Here is an 868-nt window from a genome sequence, read left to right as displayed (position 1 = left end):
GATTGCTCACCCGGTCTTCTGGCCCACATCTCGCCCCTCGGATGGGCCCACATCCTGCTCACAGGGGAATACAGATGGCCGAAAAGGGCTTAGCGTAGGATTTAGCCCCGTCCGGCAGCAGACCCCTTCTTCTGGTACCTGATCAAGCTGACCCTTATCGGTCTGTTCGCCTTCAATTGGGCAAACTTCAATGCAGTAGCAAACGCAGTCATTGGAGGCTTGGACTACGTCGCTGGCGCACTGGTGTCTTCGGTTGGCGGCGGAGGAGCCGGAGCCACACACTTTGCCGGCGAATTCGACATCCTGATCGAAAAATTCAGCCAGTACCTGAATGCCATCGGCAGCAACCTGAACTGGATGACGGGCGCGATCCTAGGCGGCATCGGGCTTATTCTTTTGAGCCTCCTTGGCTTCATGACCGGCATCGTCCTCATATTCGCCAAGATGATGCTGACCCTCATGCTCGGCCTCGCTCCGATCATGATCGCACTGTCGCTCTTCGACGCGACCAAGGACTTCTTCCATAGGTGGATCTCAACGACGGTCAGCTATGCCTTCTACCCCATCGTCATCGCAGCCATGTTCTCGACCGTCGTCGGCATGGCGAATTCGCTTTTGGCGCAGCTCGGTGACCCGAACTCGGCGACCAACATCGGCTCGCTGGTGCCGTTCTTCGTCATGGTTTTCCTGGCCAAAGGATTTGTAGCAGCAACACCCCTGATCGTGCGTGGGGTCTCTGGAAACCTGATGGTGGCTGCGGCACCCGCTGTGATCGCAGGATCGACCGGGATCATGCGGGGGATCTTCAATACAGCGGGCGTCAAAGGGAGGTCACGGATCGGGGCGTTGACTACCGGTGAAGTGATTG

Annotated in this window: 1 protein-coding gene; it reads left to right on the top strand. The window is 57.7% G+C overall.

Annotated features, from left to right (window positions below):
• Positions 1-138: 138 nt before the first annotated feature.
• On the top strand, positions 139-868 hold a 730-nt coding region (locus FOA17_RS15510), incomplete at its 3' end, for a type IV secretion system protein (protein WP_338029122.1).

Origin of the sequence: Gemmobacter caeruleus (genome assembly GCF_008271655.1) — a bacterium.
GTDB classification, from domain to species: Bacteria; Pseudomonadota; Alphaproteobacteria; order Rhodobacterales; family Rhodobacteraceae; genus Gemmobacter; species Gemmobacter caeruleus.
This window is presented reverse-complemented; position numbering and strand designations above follow the sequence as displayed.